This window comes from Streptomyces sp. NPDC030799, assembly GCF_055572255.1.
Genome location: NZ_JBVIDS010000006.1, coordinates 195,518 through 222,333, shown reverse-complemented (window position 1 = coordinate 222,333; position 26,816 = coordinate 195,518). Strand labels below are relative to the sequence as shown.

Sequence of the window (26,816 nt, the reverse complement as noted above, 5' to 3'; positions counted from 1 at the left end):
GACGATGGACGTTATGGGGGACAAGGCAACTCTGTTCGAGTCAGGGCGATTTGTGCAGACTTCCGGTGAGGAGCCGACCCGCGACGAGTTGACCGAGACGGGGGACGCCGCGGAAGAGGTGCGCCTCGGGCTGGCCGCACAGAGCGGCGACGCCGAGGCGGCGAGCGTCCTCGGAGCCATGCTGCTGCGCCGCGGCGACCTCGACGGAGCCGAACCCCATCTGCGGGCCGCCACCGCGGCCGGCGACCGGGCCGCCGCCAACAACCTGGGTGTCCTGCTGCACCAGCGCGGCTACCCCGAGGAGGCAGCCGGCTGGTGGCGCGTCGCCGCCGTCGCCGGTTCGGCCGCCGCCGCGCACGCGCTGGGCCGCCATCACCGTGAGCGCGGGGACGAGCCCGCCGCCGAGTACTGGCTGCGCCAGTCCGCCGAGCAGGGCCATGTCCTCGGCGCCTACGCGCTCGCCGACCTGCTGGAGCACCGCGGGGACGTCGGCGCCGAGCTCTGGATGCGGGCCGCGGCCGAGCGCGGACACCGGGAGGCCGCCTACCGGCTGGCCCGCGCGCTCGACCACAGTGCCGGGTGCGAGGACGAGAGCGGCACTGACAACGCTGTCGCGGAGGCCGAACAGTGGTACCGGCAGGCCGCCGCCCGCGGACATCGGCGCGCCGCGCTGCACCTCGGCGCGATCCTGGAGAGGCGCGGGGAACTGAAGGAGGCCGGGCGCTGGTATCTGACCTCTGCCAAGGACGGCGAGCCGCGGGCCGCCTGCGCGCTCGGCTTCCTGCTGCGCGACGCCGGGGACACCGAGAGCGCGGCCGTGTGGTGGCTGCGCGCCGCCCAGGAGGGCGACGGCAACGCGGCCAACGCGCTCGGCGCGCTGCACGCCGAGCGCGGCGAGACCCAGACCGCCGAGCGCTGGTACCGGGCGGCACTGGACGCGGGTGACGACAACGGTGCGTACAACCTGGGGCTGCTCTGCGCCGAGCAGGGGCGGACCGCCCAGGCCGAGCAGTGGTACCGGCGGGCCGCCTACGCCGGGCACCGGGAGGCCGCCAACGCGCTCGCCATCCTGCTGCTCCAGGGCGGCGACACCACCGGCGCCGAGCCGTGGTTCTCCAAGGCCGCCGAGGCCGGGAGCGTGGACGCCGCGTTCAACCTCGGGATCCTCTACGCCGGGCGCGGCCAGGAACCGATGGCGCTGCGCTGGTACGAACGGGCCGCCGCCGCCGGGCACACCGAGGCGGCGCTCCAGGTCGGGATCGCCCGGCTGCGCGAGGGCGACGAGCAGGAGGCCGAGCGGCATCTGCGGTGCGCGGCGGGCGCGGGCAGCGCGGAGGCGGCGTACCGGCTGGCCACGCTGCTCGACGCGCGCCGGCCGCCGGAGCCGGCGCATGAGCTGGGCGAGATCGTGCACGAGAAGACCGAGTGCGAGGAGTGGTACGAGCGGGCGGCGACCCAGGGACACCGGCGGGCACAGGTGCGGGTCGGCATGCTCGCGGCGGCACGCGGGGACGTGGTCGAGGCGGCGCGGTGGTACCGGGCGGCGGCGGAGGCCGGGTCACGCAACGGGGCCTTCAACCTCGGGCTGCTGCTCGCGCGGGAGGGGAGCGAACCGGAGGCGGCGGTGTGGTGGACACGGGCCGCTGATGCGGGGCATGGCCGGGCGGCTCTTCGGCTGGCCCTTGTCTACGCGCGTCGGGGCGAGCTGGCGGAAGGGCAGAAGTGGGCGAACCGGGCGGTCGAACTGGGCCCGGCGGAGGTTGCGGAGCGGGCGGGGCGGCTCAGAGATGCGCTGCGGGAAGAACTTTCCGCGTGAACAAGTGAGCCCGGCCACTCCACCCCCAACTGATTTGCTTCCGTCGGCTTGTCTCACGTAATGTCGTGTTCACCGACGCGGGGTGGAGCAGCTCGGTAGCTCGCTGGGCTCATAACCCAGAGGTCGCAGGTTCAAATCCTGTCCCCGCTACTGAAGGCCGAGGGCCGGAATCCAGAGATGGGTTCCGGCCCTCAGTCGTTTGTTCGTGGAATGCGAGCAGGGGGGCGAGGAAAGAAAAAGGGGGCTTGCGCCCCCTGTCCTCACACGCTGTCCTACGCGCTCGTGCACTCCGGGCACAGTCCCCGGTACGTCACCTCGACGTCCGACACCGTGAAGCCGAAGCGCTCCGTGTCGGGGAGATCGGCGAGCGGATTGCCCGTCGGGTGGACGTCACGGATCGCGCCGCAGCGGCCGCAGACCAGGTGATGATGCGGCTGGTGTGCGTTCGGGTCGTAGCGCTTGGCCCGTTTGTCCGTCGTGACTTCCAGCACCTCGCCGAGGGAGACCAGCTCGCCCAGCGTGTTGTAGACGGTCGCCCGGGAGATCTCGGGCAGCTTCGCGACGGCCCGTGCGTGGACCTCGTCGGCTGTCAGGTGCACATGCTCGCCGTCGAGGACCTCGGCCACGACACGCCGCTGCGCGGTCATCCGCCATCCGCGTCCACGCAGCCGTTCCAGAAGGTCGCTCATGGCCACCAGCCTAACAGGAAGGCGTACCAGGTCGGGAATAGGTGTGACTTTGGAATGCTATTTGACTTAGACCTAGTCCAATGTAGGATCGGCAACGGCTTTGGCCGCAGGACAGGACTGGGACAGGACTGGTCGACAGTGACTCAGGAGGCGCACGTGACGCAGGGACCGCTCACCACGGAGGCCGGGGCTCCGGTCGCCGACAACCAGAACAGCGAGACGGCGGGCGTCGGCGGGCCGGTACTCGTCCAGGACCAGCTGCTGCTGGAGAAGCTCGCCCACTTCAACCGGGAGCGCATCCCCGAGCGGGTCGTCCATGCGCGCGGCGCGGGCGCCTATGGCACCTTCACGGTGACCGCCGACGTCACGCCGTACACCCGCGCCGCCTTCCTCTCCGAGATCGGCAAGGAGACCGAGGTCTTCCTGCGCTTCTCCACGGTGGCCGGCAACCTCGGCGCGGCGGACGCCGTCCGTGACCCGCGGGGTTTCGCGCTGAAGTTCTACACCGAGGAGGGCAACTACGACCTCGTCGGCAACAACACCCCGGTCTTCTTCATCCGGGACGCGATCAAGTTCCCGGACTTCATCCACACCCAGAAGCGCGACCCGTACACCGGCTCCACGGAAGCCGACAACGTGTGGGACTTCTGGTCGCTGTCGCCTGAGTCGACCCACCAGGTGACCTGGCTGTTCGGCGACCGCGGCATCCCGGCGTCGTACCGCCACATGGACGGCTTCGGCTCGCACACCTTCCAGTGGAACAACGAGTCCGGCGAGGTCTTCTGGGTCAAGTACCACTTCAAGACCGACCAGGGGATCAAGAACCTCACGGCCCAGGAGGCCGAGATCCTCGCGGGCAAGGACCCCGACTCGCACCAGCGTGACCTGCGCGAGGCGATCGAGCGCGGCGAGTTCCCGAGCTGGACCGTGGGTGTGCAGATCATGCCGGCGGCGGACGCGGCGACGTACCGCTTCAACCCGTTCGACCTGACCAAGGTGTGGCCGCACGCGGACTACCCGGTCATCGAGATCGGCAAGCTGGAGCTGAACCGCAACCCGCAGAACGTCTTCGCCGAGGTCGAGCAGTCGATCTTCAGCCCCGCGCACTTCGTGCCGGGCATCGGCCCCTCGCCCGACAAGATGCTGCAGGGGCGTCTCTTCGCGTACGGCGACGCGCACCGCTACCGCGTCGGCATCAACGCCGACCACCTGCCGGTGAACCGTCCGCATGCCACCGAGGCGCGTACGAACTCCCGTGACGGCTTCCTGTACGACGGCCGGCACGGCGGGGCGAAGAACTACGAGCCGAACAGCTTCGGGGGGCCGCAGCAGACCGGTCGGCCGCTGTGGCTGTCCACCTCCGTCGACGGTCGCACGGGCAACCACCCGACGCCGGTGCACGCCGAGGACGACGACTTCGTGCAGGCGGGCAACCTCTACCGGCTGATGTCGGAGGAGGAGAGGGAGCGGCTGGTCGCCAACCTGGCGGGAGCGATCTCGCAGGTCTCGCTCGAAGACATCGTCGAGCGCGCCATCGGCAACTTCCGCAATGCCGACGCCGACTTCGGCAAGCGGCTGGAGGCGGCGGTGCAGGCGCTGCGCGGCTGAGCCGGCGGCACTGCCCGCTCCTCCCCGTGCCTCAAGAGCCTGGGTGGTGCGCCCAGGGCGGGCCGGACCCCACGGTGCTCGGGGTCCGGCCCGTTCCGTGTGTGTCCAGGATTCGTGCGCAGAGGATCTGTGTGCGGAGGCGCTGTGCTCAGAGGGCCGGTGCGGGCTCGCGGGCCGGGACCCAGCAGCGGATGATGTCGCGGACCGAGACGATGCCGGCGACCTCGCCGCGGTCGAGGACGACCAGGTGCCGGAAGCCGCCGTGGGCCATGGTGCGAGCGGCGTGCTCCAGGGTCCAGGTCGGGGCCGCGAAGACGACCTCGGTGGTGGTGTGGGCGTGGGTGCGTTCCGTGTCCGGGTTCTGGCCGAGGCCGACGGAGTTGAGGATGTCGCGTTCGGTGAGGATGCCGATGCCGCCGGCGTCCGGGTCGAGGACCACGGCGGCGCCGACACGGCGGGCGGACATCAGGGCGGCTGCCTGGCGGAGGGTGTGGGCGGGGCCGACGGTGAGGATCACCGTGCTCATGGCGTCTCGAACGAGCATGGAAGGGGCCACCTCCTAGGAATCCCTGAGGTTGGGAAGGGATTCACAATTTCACAAGTGGGGGTGGCATCAGAGTGCCAGGTAAAGGACGGGTCAACAAGAGGGCGTGCGGCGCCAGTTGGGGGCGTGCGCGGGCTTCTCCCGTGTCTCACTGACGCTGGTTGAGATACCCCAGCAACTCGTCGTGCAGCAGGCCGTTGGACGCGGCCGCGTTGCCGCTGTGCGGGCCGGGGCGGCCGTCGAGACCGGTGAAGGTGCCGCCGGCCTCGGTGACGACGATCGCGGTGGCGGCCATGTCCCAGAGCGACAGCTCCGGCTCGGCGCAGATGTCCACGGACCCCTCGGCGACCATCATGTAGGGCCAGAAGTCGCCGTACGCGCGCGTGCGCCACACCTCGCGGGTCAGGTCCAGGAAGCCGTCCAGCCGGCCCTGCTCCTCCCAGCCGGAGAGGGAGGAGTACGCGAAGGACGCGTCCGCGAGCTTGCCGACACGGGAGACGTGCATGCGGGTTGCGGAGGTCAGGCTGCGGCCGGTGAAGGCGCCGTAGCCCTTCGCGGCCCACCAGCGGCGGCTCAGCGCGGGCGCGGAGACGACGCCGACGACGGGCTGGTAGCCGTCCTCGCCTGCTTCCATCAGGGCGATGAGCGTCGCCCAGACGGGGACGCCGCGGACGTAGTTCTTGGTGCCGTCGATGGGGTCGATCACCCAGCGGCGGGGGCCGGTGCCCTCGATGCCGTACTCCTCGCCGAGGACGGCGTCCCTGGGGCGGGCGCGCTGGAGCCGGCTGCGGATGAGTTCTTCCGCGGCCTTGTCCGCTTCGCTGACCGGAGTCATGTCCGGCTTCGTCTCCACCTTCAGGTCGAGGGCCTTGAAGCGGTCCATGGTGGCGGCGTCGGCGGCGTCCGCGAGGACGTGGGCGAGGCGCAGGTCGTCGAGATAGTCCGGCATGTGAGGAACGGTATCCGCCGCTGCTGCTACGCGGCCAGCGGGGCGGGGGTGTCGGGTGCCGCCTGCTGTGGCCGGGCGGCCGCCCGGCCACGGATCCGCCGAACCCCCGCGGACCCTTGACAGTGCATACAAGCGCGTCAAATCTGGGCGCAGAGCCGCTCTGTCTCAGGGAGGCGAGGATGCCTGCTGCCCGGGAGTCCCTGCTGGACGCCGCCTATACGGCCCTCGCGCGCCGGCCGTGGTCCACGGTGCGGATGGTCGACGTGGCCGCGGCGGCCGGGGTGTCCCGGCAGACCCTGTACAACGAGTTCGGCAGCAAGGACGGGCTGGCGCGGGCGCTGGTGCGGCGGGAGGCCGACGGATACCTCGCCGGAGTGGAGCGGGCCCTCGCCGGGCCGGGCGAGCCGAGGGAGCGGCTCACCGCCGTGGCCGAGTGGACGAGCGCCGCCGCGCGGGAGAACCCGCTGATCCGGGCCATGCTCACCGGCTGCTGGAGCGAACGGCTGCCCGCCCCGCCGCTCGCCGCTGTGCCGTCCTCCTCCTCGGTGCCGGCGCAGCGCCGTGCGGACGGGCCGCTGCCGACGCCCCGCGACTTCGTACGGATCGTGCGGGACCGCGCGGTCGGCGCTCTGGCGGGCCACACCGCCACCCCCGCCGACACCGCCGAGCTGACCCGCCCCTGCGAACTGGTCGTACGCCTCGCCCTGTCCTGCGTCGCGGCCCCACCGGGCGAGGGCGGCGTGGCGGGACTGGTCCGAGCGGTCGTCCCGCGCCGGCCGGTGTGATCCCGGGCGGTCGTCCCGCCGGCCGTTGTGATCCCGGGCGGTCCCGGACGCCGGGCTACTTCTTCAGCCAGCCCACCTTCGTGTAGTCGATGTCCGCCAGCCCTTCCGCCCCGAAGTTCGCCAGGCCCGAGCGGACGGCGAGGATCTGCGGGCGCTGGTAGAGCTCGATGGAGTGGGCCAGGCGCCAGATCTCGGTGTCGGCCTGGTTGTACAGGGCGGCCGCCGTCGCCTGGTCGGTGGATTCCCCCGCCTTCCTCAGCAGCGCGTCGATCCCCGGGGAGCCGACCGAGCCGAAGTTCTGGAAGAGGTTGCCGTTCTTCGGCTGGACGAAGACCGGGGTGAGCATGGACTGGTAGACGGCGTCGACGTTGCGGAAGCTGGTCAGGTCGAAGTTGCCGCGGTTGACGAACTGGTTGAAGTAGTCGTTCGCCGGCACCTTCTTGAGCTCGACCTTCACCCCGGCCTGCGCGAGCTGCTGCTGCACCAGCTCGGCCTGGTCGGTCTGGGCGGCGGTGCTGCCGGCGCTGAGGACGTAGTCGAGGGCGAGCTGTCTGCCGCCCTTGGTGCGCGGCCTGCCCTCGCCGTTGTCCTTCCAGCCGGCCGCGTCGAGCAACTGCTTCGCCTTGCCGAGGTCGAAGTCGGCGTACCCGCCGGAGGTGTCCTTGTAGCCCTTCTGGTTGGGCATGAAGAAGTGGTTGCCGAGCGGCTTCAGTTCGAAGGAGAGGTCCTTGGCGAAGGCCTCGTCGATGCCCTTGCGGTCGACGGCGTGCTGGATCGCCTGCCGTACCCGCAGGTCCTTCAGTGGTCCGCGGCCGCCGTTGAGCGTGATGTGCACCTCGTCCCAGCGCGCGCCCCGCCTGATGTCCGTCTGCGGCGCCTCGACCAGCCGCCTGTAGTCCTCCGGCAGCAGCGCGGTGGTGTAGTCGATCTCCTTGTTGAGGTAGGCGTCGGGGCGCGCGGAGGAGTCGAGGACGCGGTAGACGATCGAGTCCAGCCTGGGCCTGGGGCCCCACCACTTCGGGTCCGGGACGAGCGTGATGGTCTGCGTGGTCCTGTCGTACCGCCCGACCTTGAAGGCGTTCGCGGAGACCGGCGCCTGCTCGGCCCAGCCCTTGGTGAACTTGCCGGGGGTGTCGTAGTACTTCGCCGGGTACAGCGGGTCGAACAGCCGCTGCCAGTCGGCGTACGGCGTCTTGAAGGTCACCTTGACCGCATGTGCGCCGGAGCCCTGCTCGACCTTGGCGATCTGGTCGTAACCGCTGGTGTCGGCGGCCTCGTACGCCTTGTCCGTGCCGTTCAGCGCCTGCCACTGGGCGCGGAAGTCGCGCCAGCTCAGCGGTGTGCCGTCGGACCACCTGGCCTTCGGGTTCAGGTCGTACTGGACGGTCTGCGGGCTGCCGGAGGTCACCTTCGCCGAGAGCAGGAACTCCGGGTTGATGTGGTGCGCGCCCTTGGCGTCCGAGTCGAACAGGTCGGGCAGGACCGTCTTGATGATCTCCTGGGCGTCACCCTGCTGGCCGTCGACGTCGTTGATGTTGTACTGGGTGATCCACTGGTCGATCGCCAGCTTCAGCGTGCCGCCCTGACGCAGATCGGCGAGCGGGTGGGCGTTGATGTCCTGGCCGTCGGCCCTGGGCGCCGCCGCCTTCTTCGGAGCGTGGTCCTGGCCCGAGGAGCCGCAGCCGGTCACCAGGAGCGCGGTGGCCGCGGTGGTGGCGATCCATGCTGCGGCGGGGGTGGGACGCATGTCGGTGTCCTTCGTGAGGGGCGACGATGGGATGCGCCGAACGTAGAACGCCGCAGGTCGGGCAGGGGAGAGCTCCCCGGTTACTGACATGTTCTCTTCATGTTGCTGCAATAAGAGGACTGGACCATTTCATGCGTGCCCCTCTACCTGGCCAAGCGCCTCGGCCATCACGCCGTCCTGCTGCTGGCCGCCGTCTGCCTGTCGTATCTGCTGGCCTCGCTGGCCCTCGATCCGCGCGCCTACTACGCGGGCCGGCAGCCACCGCTGTCCCCGGCCGCCGTCGACCACCACCTCACCGCGCTCGGCGTCAACGACCACCAGCCCCTGCGCGACCGCTTCCGGCACTGGGCCGACCGCGCCGTCCTGCACGGCGACCTCGGCGAGACCATCGACGGCACCTCCGTCGACGCCGAGTTCGGCCGGCGGATCGGGGTCAGTTGCGGCTGCTGCTCGCGGGCACCGTCCTCGGTACGGTCGCCGGTGTCCTCGCCGGCGCCTGGACGGCCGTACGGCAGTATCGCCTCAGCGACCGCGCGGTCACCGTCGTCTCCTTCGCGCTGCTGTCGACACCGGTGTTCCTGCTGGCGGTCCTGCTGAAGACCGGTGCGATCTGGTTCAACCAGACCACGGGCACCGATCTGATCCGGTTCACCGGCGAGCAGAGCCCCGGCGTGGACGGCGGCCTCTGGCCGGTCCTGCGGGACCGGTCCGTGCACCTGCTGCTGCCCACCCTCTCCATCGCCCTCTTCAGCGTGGCCGGTTACAGCCGCTACCAGCGCAGCACCATGCTCGACGTCCTCGGCTCCGACTATCTGCGCACCGCCCGCGCCAAGGGACTCGGCCGCCGGGCCGTCCTGCTGCGGCACGGTCTGCGCACCGCCCTCATCCCCATGTCGACCTACTTCTCCTACGGATTCCTCGCCCTGTTCACCGGCGCCACCTTCACCGAGACGATCTTCGGCTGGCACGGCATGGGCGAGTGGTTCGTGAACTCCCTCGGCAAGAACGACGTGAACTCGGTCGTCGCCGTGAACGTCTTCGCCGCCGTCACCATCCTGCTCTCCGGCTTCCTCGCCGACCTGCTGCACGCCGCCCTCGACCCCCGCATCCGGCGGGCGGCATGACGACCGCGACCCTCACGAAGGCACCGGCCGGCCGTTCGGCGCTCGTCCTGCGCCGCTTCGTGCGCAACGGGTCCGCGCTCGCCGGAGCCGTCGCCCTCGTCCTGCTGTTCCTGCTCGCGTTCGCCGGGCCGTACCTCACGCCCTGGTCATACGACCACATCGACTACGGCGCGTTGCGCTCCGCACCCAGCGCCCAGCACTGGTGGGGCACCAACCGGATCGGGCAGGACGTCTTCGCGCAGACCGTGCGCGGACTGCAGAAGTCGCTGGTCATCGGGCTGCTGGTGGCCGTGCTGGCCACCGGGCTCGCCGCGCTGGCGGGTGCCTGCGCCGGATACTTCGGCGGCTGGACCGACCGGCTGGCGATGTTCTTCGTCGATCTGCTCCTGGTCTTCCCCTCCTTCCTGGTCATCGCGATCATCTCGCCCCGGCTGCGCTCCGCCGGGTGGATCGCGTTCGTCGGGCTGCTCGCCGTCTTCGCCTGGATGATCACCGCACGGGTCGTACGCTCCATGACCCTGTCCCTGAAGGAACGCGACTTCGTGCGCGCGGCCCGCTACATGGGCGTCGGGCCCTTCCGGATCATCTGGCGGCACGTGCTGCCGAACGTGGCCTCCTTCCTGGTCATCGACGCGACGATCCAGGTCGGCGGCGCGGTGATGAGCGAGACCGCGCTGTCGTACTTCGGCTTCGGCGTGCAGCCGCCCGATGTGTCCCTGGGCACGCTGATCGCCTCGGGCACCGGCGCCGCCCTCACCTACCCGTGGATGTTCTTCTTCGCCGCGGGACTGCTCGTCGTGTTCGTGCTCGCCGTCAATCTGGTCGGCGACGGACTGCGGGACGCCCTGGACCCGACCGCGAAGGGGGCGGCCCGATGAACCCGTTGCTCGAAGTGACCGGCCTGGGCGTCGACTTCGACGGCGAAGCAGCCGTGCGGGACGTGAGCCTGACCCTGGCACGGGGCGAGGTGCTGGGGCTGGTGGGCGAGTCCGGCTCGGGCAAGTCCGCCACCGTCCTCGCCGTCCTCGGACTGCTGCCCGGCAACGCCACCACGCGCGGTTCCGTACGGCTCGACGGCACCGAACTCCTCGGCGCGAGCGAGCGGGAACTGACCCGGATCCGGGGCGGCCGGGCGTCCATGGTCTTCCAGGACCCGCTGTCGGCGTTCACGCCCGTGTACCGCATCGGCGACCAGATCGCCGAGGCCGTCCGCGCCCACCGGGACGTCTCCCGTGCGCAGGCCCGCTCCCGCGCGGTCGACCTGCTCGACCTCGTCGGCATCCCCGAGCCCGCCCTGCGCGCACGGGCCTTCCCGCACGAGTTCTCCGGCGGCATGCGCCAGCGCGCCATGATCGCCATGGCGATGGCGGCCGAACCCGACCTGATCCTCGCCGACGAGCCGACCACCGCCCTCGACGTCACCGTCCAGGCGCAGATCCTGGACGTCCTGCGCACCGCGCAGCGGGAGTCCGGCGCCGCCGTCCTGCTGGTCAGCCACGACCTCGGCGTCATCGCCGGGCTGGCCGACCGGGTCGCGGTCATGCGGCAGGGCCGGGTCGTCGAACAGGGCACGGCGACGGACGTGTTCGACCGCCCGCGCGCGCCCTACACCCGGCAGCTCCTCGCCGCCGTCCCCCGCATCGACACACCACGCCGACCCCAACCGACCAGGGCGGAGCCGGTGTTGAAGGTGCGGGGTCTCACCCGCACCTTCCCCGTCCACACCGGCACCGTCGTCAGGCGCCGCACCGGCACCGTGTACGCCGTCGACGGCGTGGACCTCGACATCCGGCGCGGCGAGACCCTGGCGCTGGTCGGCGAGTCCGGGTCCGGCAAGTCGACCACCCTCTTCGAACTGCTCGAACTCGCCGCGCCCGAAGGGGGATCGGTGGAGCTGTTCGGGCAGCGGCTCGGCGCGCTCAGCAAGAACCGGGCCAAGGCTCTGCGCCGACGGATCCAGATCGTCTTCCAGGACCCGATGGCCTCCCTCGACCCCCGGATGCCCGTCGGTGACATCATCGCCGAGCCGCTGCGCGCCCAGGGCGCCGGCAAGGGTGTCGTCGCGCGCAGGGTGCCCGAACTCCTCACCCGGGTCGGCCTGGAACCGGCCCACGCCGACCGCTACCCGCACGAGTTCTCCGGCGGCCAGCGCCAGCGGATCGGCATCGCCCGTGCCCTGTCCGTCGAACCCGAGCTGCTGGTCCTCGACGAACCCGTCTCCGCTTTGGACGTCTCCGTCCAGGCCGAGGTGCTCGACCTGCTGCGGCGGCTGAAGGAGGAGCTGGGCCTGGCCTATCTGTTCGTCTCCCACGACCTCGCCGTCGTACGGAACATCGCCGACCGGGTCAGCGTCGTCTATCTGGGCCGCACGGTCGAGGCCGGCCCGGTCGACGAGGTCTTCGCCCGGCCCCGGCACCCCTACACCCAGGCCCTGCTGTCGGCCGTGCCCGTGCCGGACCCCGCACGGGAGCGGCGGCGCGAGCGGATCCTGCTCGCCGGTGACCCGCCGAGTCCCACCCGGCGGTACGACGGCTGCCGCTTCCGGACGCGGTGCCCGCTGTACGCGGAGCTCACGGTGGACGAGCAGAAGCGGTGCGCGCACGAGGTGCCGGAGTTCGCGGGGGACGGGGCCGCATGTCACTTCGCGAGGGCGCGTGAGGTGCTGTAGCGGGAGGCCTCGCAAGCGCCTAGCGGGCGGAACCCGACAGCTGCAGTCCGATCACCCCGACGATGACCAGGCTGATCGAGACGATCTTCAGGGTGGAGACCAGGTCGCCGAGGAAGACCATGCCGTAGATCGCGGTGCCGGCCGCGCCGATGCCGGTCCACACCGCGTACGCGGGGCCGACGTCGAGCTTCTTCAGGGACAGGGTCAGCAGACCGAAGCTGCCGAGGGCGAAGGAGGCGAAGGCGATCGTCGGCCACAGGCGCGTGAAGCCGTGCGAGAGCTTCAGGCACACGGCGAAGCCGGTCTCCAGAATTCCGGCCACTATGACCAGCAGCCACGCCATGTGCTGTCCTCCCGTTGATCCGGATCTCCGGCTCGGTGCGATTATGCACTTACCGGCCTCTCACCCGGCCAAACAACGCGGTGGTCAGTCGCCTTCCCTGCGCTCCCGGGTGGCCAGCAGCCGGCGCAGCGAATACAGCCGCGCCGGATCCGCGTGGCCCTCCTCGACCCAGGCGTCCAGCGCGCAGTCCGGCTCGTCGTGGCTGCACGCGCGTGGGCAGCCCTCCGTACCGGGTTCGAGGTCCGGGAAGGCGTGGATCACGCGCGAGGGGTCGATGTGCGCCAGGCCGAACGAGCGGACGCCGGGGGTGTCGATGACCCAGCCGTCCGTATCGGACAGGGGCAGGGCGAGGGCGGACGTCGTGGTGTGACGGCCGCGGCCCGTCACCGCGTTCACATGGCCCGTCGTACGCCGGCGCTCCTGCGGCACCAGCGCGTTGACGAGGGTCGTCTTCCCGACGCCCGAGTGACCGACGAACGCGGTGACCCTGCCGTCCAGATGCTCCCGCACCCGGTCCGCCGCGTCCCCGTTCTCCAGCTGTTCGCGGCTGGTGACGACGTAGGGGATGTCGAGCGCGCCGTACAGCTCCAGCAGCTTGTCCGGCGGGGCCAGGTCCGACTTGGTCATCACCAGCAGCGGCTCCAGACCGCCGTCGAAGGCCGCGACCAGACAGCGGTCGATCAGACGGGGGCGGGGCTCCGGGTCGGCCAGGGCGGTGACGATCGCCAGCTGGTCCGCGTTGGCCACGACCACCCGCTCGTACGGGTCGTCGTCGTCGGCCGTGCGCCGCAGCACCGAGGTGCGCTCCTCGATCCGGACGATCCGGGCGAGCGTGTCCTTGTTGCCGGACAGGTCGCCGACTAGGGCCACCCGGTCCCCGACCACGGCCGCCTTGCGGCCCAGCTCGCGGGCCTTCATCGCCATGACGACCCGGTCCTCGACCAGGCACGTCAGCCGGCCGCGGTCGACCGTGAGGACCAGCCCCTCGGCGGCGTCCTCGTGCTTGGGCCGGATGTTGGTCCGCGGCCGGTTGCCCTTGCGGTTGGGACGGGTGCGGATGTCGTCCTCGTCGGTGTGCTTGCCGTAGCGGCGCATGGCGTGTCCCTACTGCCCGAGCATCCCGGTCCACAGTTCGGGGAAGTCCGGCAGGGTCTTCGCCGTCGTCGCCACGTTCTCGATCCGCACACCCTCGACGGCGAGACCGATGATCGCGCCTGCCGTCGCCATGCGGTGGTCCTCGTAGGTGTGGAAGGTCCCGCCGTGCAGCTTGCGCGGGCGGATGTGCAGGCCGTCGGCGGTCTCGGTGACGTCACCGCCGAGCTCGTTGATCTCCTTGGTGAGCGCGGCCAGCCGGTCCGTCTCGTGCAGCCGCAGATGCGCCACGCCCCGCAGGGTGGAGGGGGAGTCCGCGAGGGCCGCGACCGCCGCGATGCCGGGGGTCAGCTCGCCGACGTCGCTCAGGTCCACGTCGATCCCGTGGATGGCACCCGAACCGGTGAACACCAGCCCGTACTCGGTGAGTTCGCAGGAACCGCCCATCTCGGTGAAGATCTCCCGCAGCCGGTCACCGGGCTGGGTGGTCCGCTCCGGCCAGTCCGGGATCAGCACCTTGCCGCCGGTGACCAGGGCCGCCGCCAGGAACGGCTGGGCGTTGGACAGGTCGGGCTCGATCGTCAGGTCCCGGCCGAGCAGGGCGCCCGGCGTCACCCGCCACACGTTCGGCTCGCCGCCCGACTCGGGGGTGTCCACCTGGGCGCCGACCGCGCGCAGCATGTCGACGGTCATCCGGATGTGCGGCAGGGAGGGCAGCGAGGCGCCGGTGTGCCGGACCTCCACACCCTGGTTGAAACGGGGGCCCGAGAGCAGCAGGGCGCTCACGAACTGGGAGGACGAGGAGGCGTCGACGGACACCGGGCCGCCGTCCAGGGCGCCGCCGCCGTGCACGGTCAGCGGCAGCGCGCCGCGGCCGTCGTCGTCGATCCGGGCGCCGAGCTGCCGCAGCGCGTCGATCACGCCGTGCAGGGGACGCTCGTACGACCGCGGGTCGCCGTCGAACCGGATGGGGCCGTCGGCCAGCGCGGCCACCGGCGGCAGGAAGCGCATCACCGTGCCGGCGTTGCCCACGTCGACCGTGGCCGGGCCGTGCAGGCCAGTCGGCAGCACCCGCCAGGCCTCGCCGGAGCCGTCCGGGCCGACCCCCTCCTCGATCTCCACGCCCATCGCACGCAGCGCACCGGCCATCAGCAGGGTGTCGCGGGAGCGCAGCGGCCGGCGCAGCCAGCCGGGCTCGGAGGCGAGGGCGGCCAGCACCAGCGCGCGGTTGGTGACCGACTTGGACCCGGGCACGTGGACCGTCGCGTCGACGGCTCCGCTCGCGTGCGGGGCGGGCCAGAGGGCGGTGTGTGCGGGGTTCACGGTCATGCGCCCCACTTTAGTGGCTGGGCGCGACCGGAGATCTCGACCAAAAGGGCCGAAACCTCGACGAAAGCTACGGCGCCGACCCCGCCGGCCGTCACACCTCCAGCAACCAGCTCCCCCCGCCGATCAGCGAGCTGAGCGACACCACGTGGAACAGGAACAGCCACAGCCCCGCCGGCACATGGGTCAGCCGGGACAGCTGGTCCGCGTCCGACTCCCCGGCGCCTCCCCGTGACCGCTTCAGCTGCAGTTCGAAGGGCGGCCGTACCCCGCCGAACAGCAGGAACCACACCACCGCGTACGCGAACGCCGCCTGCACCTGGGGCCCCGCCAGCCAGGACACCAGCAGGAAGGCGGCCCCGGCCAGCACCACGGTCAGGACGCCGTACGCGTTGCGGATCATCACCAGCATCGCCACCAGCAGCGCCGTCGCCGCCCACAGCAGCAGTGTGATGCGCCCGGCGGCCAGGAGGGCGGCGCCGCCGAGGCCGAGCAGCGAGGGCGCCGTGTACCCGGCGGCGGCCGTGAGGATCATGCCCAGCCCGTACGGCTTGCCCCGGCTGACCGTCAGGCCGCTGGTGTCGGAGTGCAGCCGGATACCGGTGAGCTGCCGGCCGGTGAGCAGTGCGATCAGGCCGTGGCCGCCCTCGTGCGCGATGGTGATCGCGTTGCGGGATATCCGCCACGGGGTGTGCGGGACGACGACGGCGAGCGCGGCGGCCGCCGTGGCGAGCACCACCCACAGGGCGGGATCGGGCTGGGTGCCGGTGAGCCGGTCCCAGAGGTCGGGCAGCGCGAGGGCGGCGAGGCTGTCCATGTGTCCGAGTGGCTCCCTCTCCTTGTGCGGAGTCTGGCAGTGTGGCACGTATGTGCGGACGGTATGCATCGAGTCGTAGGCCCGAGGATCTCGCAGGCGTCTTCGAGATCGAGAAGTGGGAGCCCGAGGAGACCCTGGAGCCGGACTACAACGTGGCTCCGACCAAGGAGGTCCACGCCGTCCTCGACCGTCCCCTGAAAGACGCGGACTCCCCGCGTCCGGTTCGCCAGCTGCGCAAGCTGAAATGGGGCCTGGTGCCCTCCTGGGCCAAGACGCCCGAGGGCGGCGCCAGGATGATCAACGCGCGCGCCGAGACCGTGCACGAGAAGCCCGCCTACCGCCGTGCCTTCGCCGCCCGCCGCTGCATCATCCCCGCCGACGGCTACTACGAGTGGGTCACCGGCGCGCAGGAGCGCGAGCTGGAGGTCGAGGGCAGGAAGAAGCGGCCGCGCAAGCAGCCGTACTTCGTGCTGCCGGCCGACGGCTCGGTGTTCGCGATGGCCGGGCTCTACGAGTTCTGGCGCGACCGGACCCTGCCCGACGACCACCCGCAGGCCTGGTGGGTCACCTGCTCGGTGATCACCACCGAGGCCGAGAGGACCCCGCTGGCCGTGGCCCCCGCCGAGGGCCCGCGCACCCTGGCCGACATCCACCCCCGGATGCCGCTGATGCTCACCCCGGACCGCTGGGACGCCTGGCTCGACCCCTCCCGGACCGACCCCGACCACCTGCGCGACCTGCTCGCCCCGCCCCCGCCCGGCCTGATGCGCGCCTACCCGGTCTCCACGGCAGTCAGCAACGTCCGCAACAACGGCCCGGAGCTGCTGAAGGAGCTGGAGGCGCCGGAAGAGGGCACACTCTTCTAGCGTGATCGAGATTGTCGAGACCGACGCCGGAACCGCACGCATCACCTGGCACCGGGCGCAGGACCCCCGGCTGGTCCTGGCCGTGAGCCATGGCGCCGGCGGGGGCGTGGACGCACGTGACCTCCAGGCACTCGCCCGGGCCCTCCCCGCGCACGGCGTGACCGTGGCCCTGGTGGAACAGCCCTGGCGCGTGGCCGGGAAGAAGGTCGCCCCCGCACCGCAGACCCTGGACAGCGGCTGGCGCGGCATCTGGCCGGCACTGGCCGGGATGCAACTGCCCGTGATCTCCGGCGGGCGCAGCGCGGGCGCCCGGGTCGCCTGCCGAACCGCGGCCGAGCTGGGCGCGCACGCCGTCCTCGCGCTGAGCTTCCCGCTGCACCCGCCGGGCAGGCCGGAGAAGTCCCGCGCCGGGGAACTGCTGGGCACCGGGGTGCCCACACTGGTCGTGCAGGGCGGCAACGACCCGTTCGGGAAGCCGGAAGAGTTCCCCGAGGGCGACCACGGGCTGATCGAGGTGCCGTACGGCGATCATGGCTTCGCGATTCCCAAGCGCGCGGAGATCACCCAGGAGCGGGCCCTGGAGATCATCACCGAGGGCGTCGCGCAGTGGCTCACGTCTCTCGGGTGACGGGTGGGAATGCGCCGCGCCGGACCACTGTTGTGGCGGACAGAAGTGCTGAGGCCTCGGCACCGACGTCGTAGGAGAGGAAGTCCGCCGCATGGGTTCGACCGTATGCCCGAGCCGTGAGCGCCGCGCCGACCTGGACTGGACGGTGCTGTACGCGGCCAAGACCGCTCCTATTCGAGGGGCGGCAGGCACGGGTCGTGTTCTATCCTCCGAATCGAGTGGGACCGCTCTCGGTCCTGCCCGGGATCTTGAGGAGGTGGGTCCGGTCACCGGTACCGACGCAGGGACCGACAACGGCCAGGCGGAGCAGCCCGAGGGCCAGGGTGTGAGCGCGGAGACGACCTCCGAGTCCACCGCCGAGCGCAGTGCGCGCTTCGAGCGGGACGCGCTGGAATTCCTCGACCAGATGTATTCGGCGGCGCTGCGCATGACGCGCAACCCGGCCGACGCCGAGGACCTGGTGCAGGAGACGTACGCCAAGGCGTACGCGTCCTTCCACCAGTTCCGCGAGGGCACCAACCTGAAGGCGTGGCTGTACCGGATCCTCACCAACACCTTCATCAACTCCTACCGCAAGAAGCAGCGCGAGCCGCAGCGCTCCGCCGCGGAGGAGATCGAGGACTGGCAGCTCGCCCGCGCCGAGTCGCACATGTCGACGGGTCTGCGCTCCGCCGAGTCGCAGGCGCTCGACCACCTGCCGGACTCGGACGTGAAGGAAGCGCTGCAGGCGATCCCCGAGGAGTTCCGCATCGCCGTGTATCTCGCGGATGTCGAGGGCTTTGCGTACAAGGAGATCGCGGACATCATGGGGACACCCATCGGTACGGTGATGTCCCGGCTGCACCGGGGCCGCCGTCAGCTGCGCGGCATGCTGGAGGACTACGCCCGTGAGCGCGGGCTGGTTCCGGCGGGCGCCGGAGAGTCGAACGAAGTGAAAGGTTCGGGCTCATGAGCTGCGGAGATCCGCACGAGACGGACTGCAGTGAGGTCCTCGACCATCTGTACGAGTTCCTCGACAGCGAGATGCCGGACGTCGATCGCGACAAGTTCCAGCACCACTTCGAGGAATGCTCTCCGTGTCTGGAGAAGTACGGCCTGGAGCAGGCCGTGAAGAAGCTGGTCAAGCGGTGCTGCGGACATGACGACGTGCCCGCCGACCTGCGAGCCAAGGTCATGGGGCGGATCGATCTCATCCGCTCCGGCCAGGCCGTGCCGGACCACGACGTGACCGCCACGCCGCAGGAGAGCTGACCGCCGGGTCACCCCGGCCGTCACCCGAATGTGCTAATCCTCAGGTCATAGGCCCCGTACCCCCCGATCCCCGCCCTAGGCTCCGAGCCTGGACCGGCACGGTCGGGGAGGGGCGCGATGGAGGCGGTACCGGCAAGGGCACGCGGCTATGTGGCCGGTGTCGCCCTGCTGGCGCTGCTCTGCCTCCTGCCGCTGCCGGCTGTCCACACTCCCTGGTGGGTGCTCGGCCTGCTCTGCGCCCTCTGCGCCGCCTGCGAGCACGTCGTACGCCGCCGTTTCGGCGGCACCTTCTACCCCGTCCTGCTCGCCGGGGTGTTCCTGCTGCCGCCGCCCGCCGCCGCGCTCGTCCCGTTGCCCGCGGCCCTGCTCTCCCCGGTCGAGCACCGGCCCGCGCTGGTCAGGCGTGTCTGGCGGGCCGCGCAGCCCGCGCTCGCGGTGTGGGGCGCTGCCCGGGTGCACTGGGCGCTCGGCGGGCGGGACGCCGTCGTCGGCTGCGACTTCCCGTACGCACTGCTGCCCGCCGGCGCGGCCGTCCTCGTCTTCTGCCTGGTCCTCACCCTCCTCGACGGCGGCCTGCGCGCGGTCGCCCTGGGCGTTCCGCTGCGCCGGGCCTGGCGCGGGCTGCTGTCCCGTTCGCTCGCGCCGGTCGCGGTGCACGGACTCGCCGGGCTGATGATGGCCGTGCTGTGGCGCAGCCCGTACGGCCCGGTCGCCGCGCTGCTCGTGCTGCTGCCGATGTGCGTGTCCTGGTGGATCTTCGCCCAGTACCACCGCGAACGCGCCGCCCACCAGGCCACCATTCGAGCGCTCGTCCAAGCCGTCGACATCAAGGACGGCTACACCCGCGGCCACAGCGAACGCGTCGGGCAGGCCTCCGTGATGATCGCGCGGGAACTCGGCATGGACGACGACCGCGTCGAGACACTGCGCTTCGCCGGGATCCTGCACGACGTCGGCAAGCTCGGCGTCCCCACCCGGCTGCTACGCAAGGACGGCCCGCTGACCCCCGAGGAACGCCGGATCATCGAACTGCACCCCGAGTACGGCCATGAGATGGTCCGCGGGATCTCCTTCCTCGGCGAGGCCCGCGCCGCGATCCTGCACCACCACGAACGCCTCGACGGCAGCGGCTACCCGTACGGCCTCGTCGGCACCCAGATCCCCGAGTGCGCCCGGGTCGTCGCCGTCGCCGACGCCTTCGACGCGATGACCTCCACCCGCTCCTACTGCCGGGCCCGGCCGGTCGACGTGGCCGTCGCCGAGCTGCAGCGGTGCGCCGGCACCCAGTTCGACCCCCGTATGGTCACGGCGCTCGCGCGGGCCCTCGACCGCCAGGGCTGGCACCCGGCCGTCACGGCCGACGAGACGGCGCGCGCGGTCCCGGGCCCGCAGCCGGCCGCAGGCCACCGCACCGGGGCACCGCGATGACCGCGCTCCGGTGCATCCACGCCGCGGCCGGGCTCACCGCAGCCGCCTCCCTCGGTGTCACCCTGTGGACCGGCATGGCCGACCGGGGCGTCGCGCTCGCCTTCGGGGTGCTCATAGCCGTCGGCGAGCTGACCCGGTGGAGCGGAGCCCCGGTGCGGCAGGCCGCGCCGCTGGGCACCGCCGGATCGCTGTCGTACGCCCTGCTCGGGCCCGACGCCGGGCAGCAGACGCTGCATGACGCGCCGCAGGTCGTCACGGTCGTTCTCACCGCCTCCCTGCTCGGCGGCGTCCCGCACATCTGGTGCGGCCGCACCCCGACCCGCGACCACCTCGCCCGCCGCGTGCTGAGCGTCGGATTCGCCGCCGTCTGTTTCCAACCCCTCTCGAACGAGGGCGTGTTCGTGTCCTGGAGCGGCCCCGCCTACGCCCTGCTGCTCGTCGCCCTCCTCGTCCTCACCGCCCTGTGCGACGCCGTCCTCGCCGCGGCCCTCGCCCACTCCCGCACCCGCTGGCCGTTCGGCCCGCTGCTGCGCGACGAACTGCGCGGACTGCTCGGCATCGGCTCCGCCGTCTGCGCGACCGGCGCCGTGATGGCGCTCGCGGTCGCCGTCGTCGGCCTGTGGGCGCTGCCCGTGTTCTGTCTGCCCCTGCTGCTCACCCAGCTGTCCGTGCGCCGGTACGCGGCCGTCCGCGCCACCAACCGGCAGACCATCGCCTCCCTCGCCCGCGCCACCGAGATCGCCGGATACACCCCCGCCGGACACGCCCGCCGCGTCGCCGCGCTCAGCCTCGCCGTCGGCCGGGACCTCGGCCTGAGCGAGGGCGAGCTGACCGTCCTGGAGTACGCGGCCCTCATGCACGACATCGGCCAGCTCAGCCTGGTCGACCCGGTCCCGGCCGGTGCCACCGCCGGCCTGCCCCCCGAGGAGCAGCGGCGCATCGCGCTGCTCGGCGGGGCCGTCGTACGGCAGACCGGTGTGGCCGCGGCCGTCGCCGTGATGGTCGAACGGCAGGCCGACCCCTACCGCGCACAGCCGGTCGCCGCGCGGATCATCCGGGCCGTGAACGCCTACGAGGAGAAGGCCCGGGACGCCGGGCCCGACGGCCCCCTGCGGGCGCTGGAGGAGCTGCGCCTCGGCACCGCCGGCGACTACGCTCCCGACGTCGTGGAGTCCCTCGCCCGGGTCCTGGCCCGGTCGCGGGCCTGGCGGGAGAGCGCGCCGGCGGAGGGCGACGGAGACATACGGCACTGTCTGACCCCGGGCGCGGCTGGGTAACCCATGGGTAATGAGCGCCTTTCCCGCCGTACGTGGTTGGATGCGAGGGAGAGGGTGTTTGGGGGCACAAGCCAGCCCACTGTGCGGAACTGGAACTGGCAGGCGGGAATCGTGAGGATCTTCGGCAAGGGACGGCACCGGCCCTCCGCCTCCTGGCGGCAGGCCACAGACCGCGCGTTCACGCTGATCGGCGACGGCCGGTACGAGGACGCGGGCGAGCTGCTGACACGGGCCGCCGATCTGGAGCCCTGGCTGTCGGAGTCCTGGTTCAACCTGGCCCTGCTGCACAAGTTCCGGCACGACTGGGAGCAGGCCCGTGCCGCCGGACTCCGGGCGGTCGCGCTGCTGGACCGGGAGACCGGGGCGCCCGACTGGTGGAACGTCGGCATCGCCGCCACCGCCCTGCAGGACTGGCCGCTGGCCCGCCGCGCCTGGCAGGCGTACGGACTGAAGGTGCCCGGAGGCGCCGCCGCCTCCGCCGAGCCCCTCGGCATGGAGCTGGGCAGTGCGGCCGTACGGCTCTCCCCGGAGGGCGAGGCCGAGGTCGTGTGGGGGCGCAGGCTGGACCCGGCACGGCTGGAGGTGCTGTCCATCCCGCTGCCCTCGTCGGGGCGGCGCTGGGGCGAGGTCGTGCTGCACGACGGTGTCCCGCACGGCGAGCGCACGACGTCCGCCGGGCACTCCTACCCGGTCTTCGACGAGATCGAGCTGTGGGCGCCCTCGCCCGTGCCCACCTGGGTGGTCCTGCTGGAGGCGGCCACGGAGGCGGACCGGGACGCGCTGGAGCAGCTGGCCGCCGACGCGGGGTTCGCCGCGGAGGACTGGTCCTCGTCGGTGCGGCTGCTGTGCCGGATGTGTTCGGAGTCACGGATGCCCTCGGACGAGGGCGAAGGTGTGCACCTCGACCCGCACGACCACAGCGAGCCCGGTCATCCCGGCCCGCTGGGGCATCGGACGGACGGGCAGCTGTGGGTGCCCGAGCGGGAGTGCGGGGTGGCCGCACCGGCGTCGCTGGTCCGGGGGTTGCTGGACGGGTGGGTCGCGGACAGCCCGGACTCCCGGGACTGGCGGGATCTCGAAGAGGTTTGCTGAGCCGACGGTGACCGGCCACCTTTAGGCTGTACTCGCAGAATTCTCCAGGCTTGCAGGAAGGCGTACGTCGGTCATGGCGCAGCAGGACACCGATCAGCAGCACGCGGGCGTGCTCCCCGTCGACGACGAGGGTTATGTCGTCGACACGGAGGACTGCGAGGAGCGCGAGAAGGCCTGGCGGGAGCGCGGCACCTCGCGGCCGATCACGGTCGTCGGCAACCCGGTGCTCCACAAGGAGTGCAAGGACGTCACCGAGTTCGGCGAGGAGCTGCAGCAGCTCGTCGCCGACATGTTCGCCAGCCAGCGCACCGCCGAGGGCGTGGGCCTGGCCGCCAACCAGATCGGTGTCGACCTGAAGGTCTTCGTCTACGACTGCATGGACGACGAGGGCGTCCGGCACGTCGGCGTGGTGTGCAACCCGAAGCTGGTCGACCTGCCCGCCGACCGGCGCCGGCTGGACGACAGCAACGAGGGCTGCCTGTCCGTGCCGACGGCGTACGCGCCGCTCGCGCGTCCCGACTACGCCGAGGTGACCGGTCAGGACGAGCAGGGCAACCCGATCAAGGTGCGCGGCACCGGCTACTTCGCACGCTGTTTGCAGCACGAGACCGACCACCTCTACGGCTACCTGTACATCGACCGGCTGTCCAAGCGGGACCGCAAGGACGCCCTGCGGCAGATGGCCGAGAATGAGCCACGTTATCCGGTGGTCGCCAACGACTAGGAGACGCGGGCTCGTCGGGCGCCCGGCCGGGATCACCCCCGGTCGGGCGCCCTCCGCATGTCTCGCCTCGCTCATCCGTGCGTCGTACACCCGACCTCTTCTGTCCTCGTTGTGATCCTTAACCGGTCACACAAGGCTGGATTCCCGGCAGCCTTGGGGTAGTGAGTGAAGCAAATCCGTTCCCACGGCGGTCAGTTGTGGTGCTGAATGTAAGAGCGGGGATACGCGACGGCGCACGCCCGGCACAACCGTGGAGGGGCGTGTGCTCCTGCGGCTGAGAGGGGTTTGTTCGTGCAAGCTTTCCCATACAGCACCACAGCGACGCCAACGGCGGTCGTCGTACCACCCTCACTGGCACTCCCGGTGATCGAGTCCGCCTTTCCCCGGCAACTGCATCCGTATTGGCCGCTGCTACAGCACAGGACACGGGTCTGGCTGCTGGAAAAACGGCTCATGCCGGCGGACAAGGTGCAGGAATATGCCGACGGACTGTGCTACACCGACCTCATGGCGGGCTACTACCTCGGCGCCCCCGACGAGGTCATGCAGGCCATAGCCGACTACAGCGCGTGGTTCTTCGTCTGGGACGACCACCACGACCGCTGTGTCGTCCACGGCCGCACGGGCGACTGGCGGCGGCTGAGGTACCGCCTGCACGCGGCCCTGGACGCACCCCGGCACCATCTGCACCATCCCGACCCACTGGTCGCCGGGTTCGCCGACAGCGTGCTGCGGCTGTACGGCTTCCTGCCGCGCACCTGGAACCAGCGGTTCGCCCGGCACTTCCACGCGGTCATCGAGGCCTACGACCGAGAGTTCCGCAACCGCACCGAGGGATACATACCCGGCGTCGAGGAATATCTCGCCCTGCGCCGGCACACCTTCGCGCACTGGATATGGACGGACCTGCTGGAACCGAGCGCCGGATGTGAACTCCCGGACGCCGTACGGAAAAAACCGGCCTACCGCCGGGCCGCGCTGCTCAGCCAGGAATTCGCCGCCTGGTACAACGACCTGTGCTCGCTGCCGAAGGAAATAGCGGGCGACGAGGTCCACAATCTCGGAATCAGTCTCATCGTCCATGAGAGGCTGACTCTCGAAGACGCGGTGGAAGAAGTCAGGCGCCGGATCGAGAAATGCGTCAGTGAATTTCTCGAAGCCGAGCAGGACGCCCTGCGGTTCGCCGACGAACTCGCCGACGGAACGGTCGGCGGAAAGGAACTGAGCGCCGTGGTCCGCGCCTGTGTCGGCAATATGCGCAACTGGTTCAGCTCCGTCTACTGGTTCCACCACGAGTCCGGCCGGTACATGGTCGACACCTGGGACGACCGGTCCACGCCCCCGTACGTCACGAACGAAGCGGCAGGTGAGAAATGACCGTCGAGTCTGTGCGGCCCGGTACCTCCGAGGCGGCCGAACTGCGTGAGCCGCCCCTGGCCCAGGGTGCGGTGCCGGGCCTCGGGCACGGCCTGAGACTGGTCCGCGACCCGCTGGCCTTCATGTCCCGGCTCCGCGACCACGGCGACGTCGTACGCCTCAAGCTCGGCCCCAAGACGGTGTATGCCGTCACCACGCCGGAGCTGACCGGCGCGCTTGCGCTCAGCGCCGACTTCAAGATCGACGGACCCCTGTGGGAGTCCCTCGAAGGCCTGCTCGGCAAGGAGGGCGTGGCCACCGCCAACGGCCCCCGGCACCGGCGCCAGCGCCGCACCATCCAGCCCGCGTTCCGGCTGGACGCGATCCCGGACTACGGGCCGGTGATGGAGGAGGAGGCGCACGCGCTGACCGGGCGCTGGCGGCCCGGCGAGACCATCGACTGCACCTCTGAGTCCTTCCGGGTGGCCGTGCGCATCGCCGCCCGCTGCCTGCTGCGCGGCGAGTACATGGACGAGCGCGCCGAGCGGCTGAGCGTCGACCTCGCCAGTGTCTTCCGGGGCATGTACCGCCGCATGGTCCTCCCCCTCGGACCGCTGTACCGGCTGCCGCTCCCGGCCAACCGCGAATTCAACCGGGCACTGGCCGATTTGCATCTGCTGGTGGACGAGATCGTCGCCGAGCGGAGGGCATCTGGTCAAAAGCCGGACGATTTGCTGACGGCATTGCTGGAGGCAAAGGACGACAATGGCGACCCCATCGGGGAACAGGAGATCCACGACCAGGTCGTCGCGATACTCACCCCCGGCAGCGAAACCGTGGCGTCCACGATCATGTGGCTGCTGCAGGTTCTCGCGGAACACCCGGAACACGCCGAGAAGGTACGGACCGAGGTCGAATCCGTGACCGCCGGTCGGCCGGTCGGATTCCAGCACGTTCGCGCGCTCACGCACACCAACAATGTCGTCGTCGAGGCCATGCGGCTCAGGCCCGCCGTATGGATATTGACGCGGCGCGCGGTGACCGACACCTCGCTCGGCGGCTATCGCATTCCGGCCGGAGCGGACATCATCTACAGCCCCTACGCGATCCAGCGCGACGCCCGCTCCTACGACCGGCACCTCGACTTCGACCCCGACCGGTGGCTGCCGGAGCGGGCCAAGGACGTGCCGAAGTACGCCATGAGCCCCTTCAGCGTGGGCAACCGCAAGTGCCCCAGCGACCACTTCTCCATGACCCAGCTGAGCCTGATCACCGCGGCGGTCTCGGCGAAGTACCGCTTCGAGCAGGTCGCCGGGTCGAACGACGCCACCCGCGTGGGCATCACGCTCCGTCCGCACAACCTGCTGCTGAGGCCGATGCCTTGGTAGGCCACCTGGTACCGGCGCACGCTCAGGCGGCCTGAGGGCCCCGGAACGTGCGCCGGTAGGCGTTCGGGGTGGTGCCGAGCGCCTGGACGAACTGGTGCCGCAGCGCCGCCGCCGTACCGAACCCGGTGCGCCAGGCGATCTCGTCCATGGTCTCGTCCGTGCCCTCCAGCAACTCCTGGGCGCGCAGCACCCGTTGGCGCAGGATCCACCGGTAGGGCGTGGTCCCGGTCTCCTGCTGGAAACGGCGCGCGAAGGTGCGGGGCGCCATGTGGGCACGGGCGGCCAGCTGTTCCACGGTCACCTCCTGGTCGAGGTGCTCCTCCATCCACACCAGCACCTCGCCGACGGTGTCGCACGGGGCCTTGGGCAGCGGCCGCTCGATGTACTGCGCCTGCCCGCCGTCCCGGTGCGGCGGTACGACCATCCGGCGGGCGATCTTGTTCGCGACCTCGGGTCCCTGCTCCTTGCGCACGAGATGCAGACAGGCGTCGATCCCGGCGGCGGTGCCGGCCGAGGTGATCACGGGATCCTCGTCGACGTAGAGCACGTCCGGCTCGACGGCGACCGTCGGATACCGGCGGGCGAGCTGCTCCGCGTGATGCCAGTGCACCGCGCACCGCCGGCCGTCCAGCAGCCCCGCCGCGGCCAGCAGGAACACGCCGGAGCAGACGCTGAGCACCCGTGCCCCCCGCTGGACGGCGCGCCGCAGGGCCTCCAGCAGCTCCTCCGGGTACTCCCGTACGGCATAGGTCTCCCCGGCCGGGACGGCGATCAGGTCGGCCTCCTCCAGCCGCTCCAGCCCGTAGGGGGTGGACACGGTGAACCCGCAGTGGGTGCCGAGGGTGGGCCCCTCGGCGGAGACCACGGCGAAGTCGTACACCGGCAGACCCTCGTCGCTGCGGTCGATGCCGAACACCTCGCACACGACACCCAGCTCGAAGGGATGCACCCCGTCCAGCAGCACGGCGGCCACGTTCTTCAGCATGCTGCCAGTGTGCCGGATCAGTGGCAGCAATTCGAGGGTGTACGGCAGTCCTGCCACTCACGGACGAGGAGTGCTCCGCGCGACAGTGAGGGCATGAACGGAAACCAGATCCAAGGCCTCATCGGCATGCTCGCCACCTTCGGGATCCTCGTCCTCATGATTCTCCCCTCCGCGATCGGCGCCGTGCGGGAATGGAGCATCGACCGGCAGCTCAGGCGGGCGGAGCACGGCGAAGGGGAGGCGGCGCCGAACCGCCCCCACAGCCGTCACGGCGTGGCCCACCCCGCCTGAGGGAACACCTGCGCGAGCCCCG

The 26,816-nt window shown here is 71.2% G+C and carries 25 protein-coding genes, 1 tRNA gene and 1 pseudogene; 18 read left to right on the top strand and 9 right to left on the bottom strand.

Annotated elements, in window-relative coordinates:
* Positions 1-4: 4 nt before the first annotated feature.
* Both ACZ41I_RS17175 and ACZ41I_RS17170 read left to right on the top strand, forming a co-directional pair.
* Positions 5-1,816 carry a tetratricopeptide repeat protein gene (locus ACZ41I_RS17175; protein ID WP_399764400.1) on the top strand — a complete coding sequence of 604 codons (1,812 nt, stop codon included), beginning with the start codon at positions 5-7 and terminating at the stop codon, positions 1,814-1,816.
* A gap of 76 nt (positions 1,817-1,892) precedes the next feature.
* Positions 1,893-1,966, top strand: a tRNA-Met gene (locus ACZ41I_RS17170).
* A 122-nt stretch (positions 1,967-2,088) separates the two neighbouring features.
* Here the strand turns inward: ACZ41I_RS17170 and ACZ41I_RS17165 are convergent.
* Entirely contained in the window at positions 2,089-2,505 is a 417-nt protein-coding gene (locus ACZ41I_RS17165; RefSeq protein WP_468514488.1) for a Fur family transcriptional regulator, read from the bottom strand.
* Between the two features lie 156 nt (positions 2,506-2,661).
* Between ACZ41I_RS17165 and ACZ41I_RS17160 the strand changes: the two genes are divergently transcribed.
* On the top strand, positions 2,662-4,113 hold the full coding sequence (locus ACZ41I_RS17160; protein ID WP_363214490.1) for a catalase: 1,452 nt from the start codon (positions 2,662-2,664) through the stop codon (positions 4,111-4,113).
* 148 nt (positions 4,114-4,261) lie between these two features.
* On the opposite strand, the gene ACZ41I_RS17155 is transcribed toward ACZ41I_RS17160, so the two are convergent.
* The gene (locus ACZ41I_RS17155; RefSeq protein ID WP_363214489.1) at positions 4,262-4,657 is read right to left on the bottom strand and encodes a CBS domain-containing protein; all 396 of its coding nucleotides are present in this window, start codon (positions 4,655-4,657) and stop codon (positions 4,262-4,264) included.
* Positions 4,658-4,805: 148 nt separating this feature from the next.
* The gene (gene hisN, locus ACZ41I_RS17150) at positions 4,806-5,606 is read right to left on the bottom strand and encodes a histidinol-phosphatase (RefSeq protein WP_363214488.1); all 801 of its coding nucleotides are present in this window, start codon (positions 5,604-5,606) and stop codon (positions 4,806-4,808) included.
* Between the two features lie 179 nt (positions 5,607-5,785).
* Here hisN and ACZ41I_RS17145 point away from each other — a divergent pair, with 179 nt between their 5' ends.
* Entirely contained in the window at positions 5,786-6,391 is a 606-nt protein-coding gene (locus ACZ41I_RS17145; protein ID WP_399764410.1) for a TetR/AcrR family transcriptional regulator, read from the top strand.
* Positions 6,392-6,446: 55 nt separating this feature from the next.
* On the opposite strand, the gene ACZ41I_RS17140 is transcribed toward ACZ41I_RS17145, so the two are convergent.
* Entirely contained in the window at positions 6,447-8,138 is a 1,692-nt protein-coding gene (locus tag ACZ41I_RS17140) for an ABC transporter family substrate-binding protein (RefSeq protein WP_468514487.1), read from the bottom strand.
* 135 nt (positions 8,139-8,273) lie between these two features.
* Between ACZ41I_RS17140 and ACZ41I_RS17135 the strand changes: the two are divergent.
* The 3 genes and pseudogenes from ACZ41I_RS17135 to ACZ41I_RS17125 all read left to right on the top strand — a co-directional run bounded on the left by ACZ41I_RS17135 (position 8,274) and on the right by ACZ41I_RS17125 (position 11,930).
* Positions 8,274-9,262 (top strand): annotated as a pseudogene (locus tag ACZ41I_RS17135) (ABC transporter permease).
* Positions 9,259-10,140 (top strand): ABC transporter permease, encoded by an 882-nt coding sequence (locus tag ACZ41I_RS17130; protein ID WP_468514486.1) that lies wholly within the window; start codon positions 9,259-9,261, stop codon positions 10,138-10,140. The pseudogene ACZ41I_RS17135 and the gene ACZ41I_RS17130 overlap by 4 nt, the downstream one beginning before the upstream one ends.
* Positions 10,137-11,930 carry a dipeptide ABC transporter ATP-binding protein gene (locus tag ACZ41I_RS17125; protein ID WP_468514485.1) on the top strand — a complete coding sequence of 598 codons (1,794 nt, stop codon included), beginning with the start codon at positions 10,137-10,139 and terminating at the stop codon, positions 11,928-11,930. The genes ACZ41I_RS17130 and ACZ41I_RS17125 overlap by 4 nt, the downstream gene beginning before the upstream one ends.
* A 19-nt stretch (positions 11,931-11,949) precedes the next feature.
* On the opposite strand, the gene ACZ41I_RS17120 is transcribed toward ACZ41I_RS17125, so the two are convergent.
* From ACZ41I_RS17120 to ACZ41I_RS17105, 4 genes are all read right to left on the bottom strand, one after another.
* Positions 11,950-12,273 (bottom strand): DMT family transporter, encoded by a 324-nt coding sequence (locus tag ACZ41I_RS17120; RefSeq protein ID WP_363214482.1) that lies wholly within the window; start codon positions 12,271-12,273, stop codon positions 11,950-11,952.
* 84 nt (positions 12,274-12,357) lie between these two features.
* Entirely contained in the window at positions 12,358-13,368 is a 1,011-nt protein-coding gene (rsgA, locus tag ACZ41I_RS17115) for a ribosome small subunit-dependent GTPase A (protein WP_399764427.1), read from the bottom strand.
* A gap of 9 nt (positions 13,369-13,377) precedes the next feature.
* A complete protein-coding gene (gene aroA, locus ACZ41I_RS17110) occupies positions 13,378-14,694 on the bottom strand; it encodes a 3-phosphoshikimate 1-carboxyvinyltransferase (RefSeq protein WP_363214480.1) in 1,317 nt (438 codons plus the stop codon).
* Positions 14,695-14,785: 91 nt separating this feature from the next.
* Positions 14,786-15,508 carry a M50 family metallopeptidase gene (locus ACZ41I_RS17105; protein ID WP_468514484.1) on the bottom strand — a complete coding sequence of 241 codons (723 nt, stop codon included), beginning with the start codon at positions 15,506-15,508 and terminating at the stop codon, positions 14,786-14,788.
* A 50-nt stretch (positions 15,509-15,558) separates the two neighbouring features.
* Between ACZ41I_RS17105 and ACZ41I_RS17100 the strand changes: the two genes are divergently transcribed.
* The 10 genes from ACZ41I_RS17100 to ACZ41I_RS17055 all read left to right on the top strand — a co-directional run bounded on the left by ACZ41I_RS17100 (position 15,559) and on the right by ACZ41I_RS17055 (position 25,518).
* Positions 15,559-16,374: an SOS response-associated peptidase gene (locus ACZ41I_RS17100; protein WP_363214478.1), complete on the top strand. Its 816-nt coding sequence runs from the start codon at positions 15,559-15,561 to the stop codon at positions 16,372-16,374.
* Between the two features lies 1 nt (position 16,375).
* On the top strand, positions 16,376-17,002 hold the full coding sequence (locus ACZ41I_RS17095) for an alpha/beta hydrolase family protein (RefSeq protein ID WP_399764435.1): 627 nt from the start codon (positions 16,376-16,378) through the stop codon (positions 17,000-17,002).
* A 256-nt stretch (positions 17,003-17,258) separates the two neighbouring features.
* Positions 17,259-17,954, top strand: coding sequence for an RNA polymerase sigma factor SigR (gene sigR, locus ACZ41I_RS17090; RefSeq protein ID WP_399764872.1), 696 nt, complete (start codon positions 17,259-17,261; stop codon positions 17,952-17,954).
* A complete protein-coding gene (gene rsrA / locus ACZ41I_RS17085) occupies positions 17,951-18,253 on the top strand; it encodes a mycothiol system anti-sigma-R factor (RefSeq protein ID WP_191871520.1) in 303 nt (100 codons plus the stop codon). Before sigR ends, rsrA begins: the two co-directional genes overlap by 4 nt.
* A gap of 117 nt (positions 18,254-18,370) precedes the next feature.
* The gene (locus tag ACZ41I_RS17080; protein WP_399764438.1) at positions 18,371-19,681 is read left to right on the top strand and encodes an HD-GYP domain-containing protein; all 1,311 of its coding nucleotides are present in this window, start codon (positions 18,371-18,373) and stop codon (positions 19,679-19,681) included.
* A complete protein-coding gene (locus ACZ41I_RS17075; protein WP_363214474.1) occupies positions 19,678-20,958 on the top strand; it encodes an HD-GYP domain-containing protein in 1,281 nt (426 codons plus the stop codon). Before ACZ41I_RS17080 ends, ACZ41I_RS17075 begins: the two co-directional genes overlap by 4 nt.
* A gap of 111 nt (positions 20,959-21,069) precedes the next feature.
* Positions 21,070-22,050: a hypothetical protein gene (locus ACZ41I_RS17070; RefSeq protein WP_191871517.1), complete on the top strand. Its 981-nt coding sequence runs from the start codon at positions 21,070-21,072 to the stop codon at positions 22,048-22,050.
* A 73-nt stretch (positions 22,051-22,123) separates the two neighbouring features.
* The gene (def, locus tag ACZ41I_RS17065; RefSeq protein WP_363214473.1) at positions 22,124-22,774 is read left to right on the top strand and encodes a peptide deformylase; all 651 of its coding nucleotides are present in this window, start codon (positions 22,124-22,126) and stop codon (positions 22,772-22,774) included.
* Between the two features lie 291 nt (positions 22,775-23,065).
* A complete protein-coding gene (gene cyc1 / locus ACZ41I_RS17060) occupies positions 23,066-24,151 on the top strand; it encodes an epi-isozizaene synthase (protein ID WP_363214472.1) in 1,086 nt (361 codons plus the stop codon).
* On the top strand, positions 24,148-25,518 hold the full coding sequence (locus tag ACZ41I_RS17055; RefSeq protein ID WP_468514483.1) for a bifunctional albaflavenone monooxygenase/terpene synthase: 1,371 nt from the start codon (positions 24,148-24,150) through the stop codon (positions 25,516-25,518). Before cyc1 ends, ACZ41I_RS17055 begins: the two co-directional genes overlap by 4 nt.
* Positions 25,519-25,540: 22 nt before the next feature.
* Here ACZ41I_RS17055 and ACZ41I_RS17050 read toward each other — a convergent pair whose 3' ends face one another.
* Positions 25,541-26,503, bottom strand: a complete 963-nt coding sequence (locus ACZ41I_RS17050) for a GlxA family transcriptional regulator (RefSeq protein ID WP_363214470.1) — start codon at positions 26,501-26,503, stop codon at positions 25,541-25,543.
* A 93-nt stretch (positions 26,504-26,596) separates the two neighbouring features.
* Here ACZ41I_RS17050 and ACZ41I_RS17045 point away from each other — a divergent pair, with 93 nt between their 5' ends.
* Positions 26,597-26,794 (top strand): hypothetical protein, encoded by a 198-nt coding sequence (locus ACZ41I_RS17045; protein ID WP_399764451.1) that lies wholly within the window; start codon positions 26,597-26,599, stop codon positions 26,792-26,794.
* The last annotated feature ends 22 nt before the right edge of the window (positions 26,795-26,816 follow it).